General features: G+C 46.1%; 4 protein-coding genes. All 4 read right to left on the bottom strand.

Going from position 1 to position 6,367, the window contains the following annotated elements; genetic code table 11:
- Positions 1 to 9: 9 nt before the first annotated feature.
- The 4 genes from A3763_RS12065 to A3763_RS12050 all read right to left on the bottom strand — a co-directional run bounded on the left by A3763_RS12065 (position 10) and on the right by A3763_RS12050 (position 6,366).
- Positions 10 to 2,355: an esterase-like activity of phytase family protein gene (locus tag A3763_RS12065; RefSeq protein WP_068509486.1), complete on the bottom strand. Its 2,346-nt coding sequence runs from the start codon at positions 2,353 to 2,355 to the stop codon at positions 10 to 12.
- 183 nt (positions 2,356 to 2,538) lie between these two features.
- On the bottom strand, positions 2,539 to 4,314 hold the full coding sequence (locus tag A3763_RS12060; RefSeq protein WP_068509484.1) for a sugar phosphorylase: 1,776 nt from the start codon (positions 4,312 to 4,314) through the stop codon (positions 2,539 to 2,541).
- Positions 4,311 to 5,537 carry a glycosyl transferase gene (locus A3763_RS12055; RefSeq protein ID WP_068509482.1) on the bottom strand — a complete coding sequence of 409 codons (1,227 nt, stop codon included), beginning with the start codon at positions 5,535 to 5,537 and terminating at the stop codon, positions 4,311 to 4,313. The genes A3763_RS12060 and A3763_RS12055 overlap by 4 nt, the downstream gene beginning before the upstream one ends.
- Before the next feature lie 13 nt (positions 5,538 to 5,550).
- Positions 5,551 to 6,366, bottom strand: a complete 816-nt coding sequence (locus A3763_RS12050; RefSeq protein WP_068509480.1) for a mannosyl-3-phosphoglycerate phosphatase — start codon at positions 6,364 to 6,366, stop codon at positions 5,551 to 5,553.
- Position 6,367 lies beyond the last annotated feature (1 nt).

Here is a 6,367-nt window from a genome sequence, read left to right as displayed (position 1 = left end):
GTTTAACACTTAGTTTAGTAAATCATTACCTAAGTTGATTAACTGCGTCTCACCATTGCTATCATCAACACCGTCATTGTCATTGACGACATAAACAGTATTGTCTGCAGTTACGGCTAAGCCTTCCATTTTCTCGTAAGTCGCTCCACCTGGCGCAGACAAGTCACCTTCAGCAATAAGATCTCTGACCAGAGTCTTGCTAATGGTGTCGCCATCGCTCAGTGCAGATACGTCAAACTCATAGATGCGCTTAATGGCTGCATCTTTGCCGCCCTGGTTATCACGCTCAAGCATTAGGAACTTACCGTCGCCAATCGAGGTGATATCAGATAAACCAACCCAGCCACCATTTTGCGACTCGGCAGTATCGAGAGGGTAGAAGAAGAAGCTCCACTGCTCACTTGTCGTATTGTAAGCACCAATGCGTGGATTCGCTTCATCGCCCCAAGCGCGCTGAATTGCTACATAGACTGAACCGTTATATTCAGTGATGCCTTCAAAGCCGAAGCGTACTTGAATATCATTCACTGATTGTGGCAGTGTGATAACTTCTTCAATGACGCCATTCGCATCGGTTTTGAATATGAAGTTCAAGCTATTGATTGGTCGTCCTGCATCCCCTTGTGTACCTGAACCTTCAGAAGCAACCCAGAAACCGCCATCGCTGGCAACGGCTATACCTTCAGGGTCAATATTGACGCTGTTGTCATCATTGATCAGTAGCGCTAGGTCTGCTTCATCGAAAACACTGACGCGTGTTGCATCGTCAGCATCAACCGAATCATCTGCCAAAACGCTTCTGGAAATGGCTGCAAAGATATTATTGCTATCTTTGATTGTGACTTCCTGGTTCAGCTGAGCGGGTGTGGTGCTGACGTCAATACCGAAAATACGACTTTGACCATAGAAGCTGTCTTCGATGGAATAAAGCATGTTTTCATCTGTTGGGCTTGCTGCCAAACCAGATAGTGCGCTCCAAGGTATGGGTGTCTCATCGACTCGATTAGTTGACTCGATTGTTGGGTAGCTTGCATCTGCGCTAGAGCGCTGATAGATATTCAATGCCGCACGGAACTTATCACCACGATCATCTTTTTCACTGGCGACAACCAGTAGGTTTCTATCAGGGATAGCCAAGCCACCTTCAGGGCCCACACCCGCAGGTAGGGTTTGCTTGTATACAGGCTGCTCTGGGTTACTGACATCGTAAACAAATACTAGGTTAGCACGTTCAGAGTTGACGAATAAGTAAGGCGTACCACCGAAGCTAGCAACTTCGATATTCTCAGGCTCGTTACCTTTGTTTCCAGAACGAGCATCTGGGTAGTGGCCGAAGCGAACTGCCATGTGGTCCAGGTCGTTGCCGGAAGAGTAAACCACTTCACCTTGCTTGTTGAAGATTGTGAAGCCACGGCTGCCACCGTCTAAATCACCTTCATCGGCAGTGGCGAAATATTCAGTGTCAATCCAAGATACGCCATCAGGCTCACGAGGAATATCGTTTAAGCTCTCGCTTAATGAAATAATGGCGGCATCTTCTTCTGTGTTGTCGATGTTTTCAAGATCAACGGTACCCGCTGAGAAGTCTGCGCTAACCGTGGCTGTTTCCAGGTCAACTAATAAAATGTGGTTGTTTTCCTGAAGTGTGACAACAGCGATATTGTCACTGTTGATATCGACATATTCTGGCTCAGGGTCTGCTGCGTACAGGTCAGCAATTCCGGTGATGTCTAGAGTTTGGCTTGTCCAATCAGCAGGTTCACCGCTTAGGTTAAGAATAACCAGCTCGCCAGCTGGAAGCTGCGGTGGCGCACCATCGCCTAGATCTTCATCACGCTCGTTTTCAAGAATCACAAGTGCATACATGCTGTCCGGGCTGACTGCGATAGAGTCTGGTTGGCCGCCAAGAGCGATCGTTCTAACTAGAGTTTTACTCGCAATATTAATGACAGCTAGCTCGCCCGATACCGTGACGTAGTCTGTTGAAGTGTTTACAGCCGCGAGAGCGTACTCTCCTTTGATCGCTACTGATGTTGGCTCGCCATTGAGTGCGAATGTGCCTGCAGCAGCCGGAGACTCAATAGTAGAAATATCGACGAAGCCTAGCTGTTCTTGCTCGCTGTCAGTATAGATTAACGTTTGTCCGTCAGTGCTTGCGGCAACAATTTCTGCAACGGTTTCGGTGTCGTCATTACATTGAGTATTGATCTGCTCACATACGTGGAAAGTCGCCACTCTATTGAAGTTTTTGACTGACGAGGAGTCTTTATCGTCATCGCTGCAACCTGCTAACAAGAGGGGGCTTGAAATGGCGAGAGCGAGAGCCGTTTTCTTAAACATATTCATAGAGTGCATAATTTTCCTTTCCATTTAACGATAGGTGTTTTTACTGAAGAGGGAATTATGTTTCGAGAGTGCTACAAATTTATGTCTCTTTTAAGTCACTTTGGTGACGGTACTTATATGCAAGGAGTGGAGCCTTCCTGTTTCTATAGAAAAATGACTAGTCGAAACAGGAGGCGAGTTGATTTAGCCGGGCTAGAGAGCACAGAGGTTTGATAACCAGATTGTCTGATAAGGCGCTAAATCGATTGTGTTATCAGCTTTGCTAAGCTCTTGCCCACTGATTAAGTTGCACCATGCTTGAGTATCGACCAGATTAATGTCAGCTATCGCAAGTTGCTGTGACTCCTTGCTGATGTTCGATATACAAAAAATGCTTTGCTTTCTGTCTGGAGACTGACGCCAATAGGCGAATATTTTATCCCCCAGGTGCAAAGTGAATTGCACTGCATTAGGGTGAAAGGCAGCATGTTGTTGTCGGATTTTTAGCAGACGTTTTATTTCGCTGAAGACACGCTGGTGATGCGTGTTTTCGTTAAGCTGCGTAGTTAAATCTGTATAGTCCCACTGGTGTCTGTTAATAGATCGATTATGGCCGGTGTTCTCCATTCGCTTATAGTCGTTTTGGGTGGCTAGCAAGCTATGGACATAAATACCCGGAATGCCCTCTAAGCCAAACATAATGGTATGTGCACAGAGAAAACGTTCGATACCGAATTGATCTTTTCCTTCTGTCGTGCCTTGTAGCGCATCGAATAGTGAGATATTGATTTCGTATGGTTTGCGAGAAGGCGTTTCGGTATTTCGACCATCTACGCTGTCCAGTGCTCGCCATGAGATTTGTCCTCCGAAGCTTTGCATGGTTTCTACTAGATTTTGTACCTCATCTTCGTTGAGAATTCCTTCAATTGGCCGTAAGCCAATACCGTCATGAGAGGCAATGAAGTTGAAATAGCAAGTGCCGTGCTGTGCCGGAGGCATGCTCATCAGCCACAGCTTCAAGTGATGACAGTTCCCACTGATTAAGGTATTCAGCAATAAGGGGGGCAAAGCGAAGTTATAAACACAATGCGCTTCGTTAGCATTACCAAAGTACGACAAGTTTTCTCTATTGGGAATGTTAGTCTCAGTGATAATAATGGCATCGGGCTGAGCATGTTCGATTAACAAACGAAGCAGGCGAACGACGTTATGTGTTTCTTCCAGATTGATACTGCTAGTACCGGCACGCTTCCATAGAAAGGCAATAGCATCCAGGCGAAATACTCGAACGCCCATATCGAGGTAGTGTCTAATGATCTTGATGAATTGCAGTAATACCCGAGGGTTTCTGAAATCGAAGTCGACCTGATCATGACTAAAGGTACACCATACGTGTTGCGTGCCGTAAGGCGTTTCAGTTTTTCTAAGTAGTGGGCTTGTTCTGGGCCTAACGACAGCGCTTAGGTCTGTTTCCGGGTCTTCGGTAAAAAAGTAATCGTGTCCAGGGCCTTCGGCTTTAATAAAGTTCTGAAACCAGACACTACGGCTAGAGCAATGGTTAATCACCAGATCACTCATAAGCTTATAGTGGCTGGCGATGTCCTGGATATCGGGCCAATCGCCTAAGGCTTCATTAACGCTTGAAAAATCCATGACCGCAAAGCCATCGTCTGAGCTATAGGGGAAAAAAGGCAGGATATGAACTGAATTAATGGTGCTTTCACAGTGCTCGTCAAGAAAGTGCTTGAGTGTATGGAGAGGTTTTTCCCCATCGACAAGAAATGTGTCGCCATAAGTAATCATGCACGTTGTTGATTGATCCCATAATGTCTGGTGATCCCCTGGTGTCTGGCAGCTAGTATCTAGCCTCATTTCCTTAAGCGCGCTATCTGTTAGAGAGGCGGTGCTCTCGTTTAGTTCGATGTCATGATAAATAACGTCCAGCAAGTGTTGAGCTTGCTGGACTAGAGCCGAGTATATAGAGTTCATTGTGAGAAAAACTCCTTATTGTCAGCCTCCACCGCTGCATATAGTCTTTCGAGAATATCGGGCTTGGCGCTAATAACTCTGTTCCAACTAGGAATGAAAGGGGTATCCATCGGCTTCTCGAGGAAGGCTTCACCAGCTTTCATGATGTTGTGAGCAAAAAGCTCGACGGCTTTTTCTTCCTGATGAATATCCAGCGACAAGCCATTCATCAAAGCATCGTTGTGATAAGTTTCGACAAAATCGAGCGCGATTCTAAAGTAGGTCGCTTTAATTGAGCGGAATGTTTCAGTGTTAAAGGTCTTGCCGTGAGTTGCCAGTTTTCTAAATAAGGCCTTTGAGATATCGATCGACATCTTGGATAAGCCTCCCTGATCATTTTCAGCTGACAAGTCCTGGTGTTTGTGGTCGTAAACATCGGCAATGTCTACCTGGCACAGCCTATTGTTGGCGTAGTTGCGGTGCATCTCAGAAAGCACACCTATTTCCAAACCCCAGTCGCTGGGAATGCGAATGTCGTTAAGCACATCTTTACGGAAGGAAAACTCACCGGCGAGTGGGTAACGAAAGCTATCCATAAATTGTAGATACTCTAATTCGCCATAGACTTTCTTTAAGGCTCGTAATAGCGGCGTTACCAGCAAACGGCTAACGCGGCCATTTATTTTGCCTTCAGCAACGCGAGCATAGAAACCTTTACAGAACTCATAGTTGAAGCGAGGGTTGGCAACCGGGTAGATCAGTCTTGCTAATAGTTCTCTGTCATAGGTAACAATGTCGCAATCGTGCAGAGCGACTGATTCAGATCGGTCAGACGCTAGCGTGTAGCCCATGCAGTACCAAACATTTCGTCCTTTTCCTAACTCTTTTGGTGCCAGGTTTAAGGCTTGTAATTCAGCATCAATCGCTTTGAGTCGTGGACCTTCATTCCAGAGGACGCGGTGATGTTGCGGTAATTGGCCAAAGAACTTTAAAGCGTGCCGGTACTGCGCCTCGTTAGCTCGATCTAAGCCAATAACGATTTCTGATAGATAGTCGGCACCTTCGAGGTGGCTGACGATCTTGGGTAGTGCCTCACCTTCGAGTTCGGAGAAAAGAGATGGAAGAATCAAGGACATGGGGCGTTGTTTACTAAAGCCCCTTAACTCATCTTCCAAATCATCCAGAGGGCGACGTGATAGGTTGTGTAGGGTGGTGACAATGCCGTTTTGATAGAAATCAGCCATAATGATTTTCTCTCTAACTGTAGATAATGTTGTTTACGCCTTGGGCCCAGCCTTTCGGGCCACAATGCTCGCTAACTTGGTAGCCACTAGTACGGGCTAAACTTGGTGGAGCGTGAGCTGGAGAGCGGATAATGAGCGCTCTATCAGCAAGCTCCAACATGGCGACATCATTAAGACTATCGCCAATTGCGAGTGTTTTTAAGTCGCAGGGAATGGAAAAATTAATGAACTGTTTGACCAGCCAAGATAAGGCTCGGCCTTTATCGTGATCTCCGTTCAAGCATAGGAAACGCCCTCCTTGAAGAACGGTGCCTCCCTTATTTTCCAGATAAGTAATGAAGGATTGCTTATCGGAATGATTGCCTAGCCATTGAATTGGCTCACTGTACTCGCGCTCATTCGCTTGCTTGGCTTGCTCGACGCTAAGCCCTGTTAGCTCGGCAAGCGCTTGCTCGCTCATCGCTGCAAAATGGTTAAATTGCTGCGGAAAATCCTTTTTGGCTTGTTCGAGAATACCGAGCCAGTGTTGACGTGTTTCTGATAAGCCATAAACCCAGTATCCGTTTTGCTCGTAGCAAGCTTCTGGTTTACAGGGAAAATAGTCCGTAGGGATCAAGACAGCAGCGCCATTTTCAACAATAAACGGTTGCTGGTTTTTGATTGCTTTTCTGAGCTTGAGCACCTCGGTACGAGTTTTACTGGTGGCAAAAATAACAGGAATATGATCTGCCTTTAGTTTCCCCAGCAAGGCTTTGGCTTCGGCATATTGATAGCTTTCATGGTCTAGTAAGGAGCCATCTAAATCAGTAAATATTAACCATTGCTTCATA

The organism is Oleiphilus sp. HI0128 (genome assembly GCF_001635365.1).
The sequence above is the reverse complement of the archived record's forward strand: the minus strand, read 5'-3'. Positions and strand labels throughout refer to the sequence as shown.

What these genes read in the sequence shown, in the direction of transcription:
- A3763_RS12065 (WP_068509486.1), bottom strand. Translation starts at nt 2,355, where the DNA reads ATGCACTCTATGAATATGTTTAAGAAAACGGCTCTCGCTCTCGCCATT.
- A3763_RS12060 (WP_068509484.1), bottom strand. Translation starts at nt 4,314, where the DNA reads ATGAACTCTATATACTCGGCTCTAGTCCAGCAAGCTCAACACTTGCTG.
- A3763_RS12055 (WP_068509482.1), bottom strand. Translation starts at nt 5,537, where the DNA reads ATGGCTGATTTCTATCAAAACGGCATTGTCACCACCCTACACAACCTA.
- A3763_RS12050 (WP_068509480.1), bottom strand. Translation starts at nt 6,366, where the DNA reads ATGAAGCAATGGTTAATATTTACTGATTTAGATGGCTCCTTACTAGAC.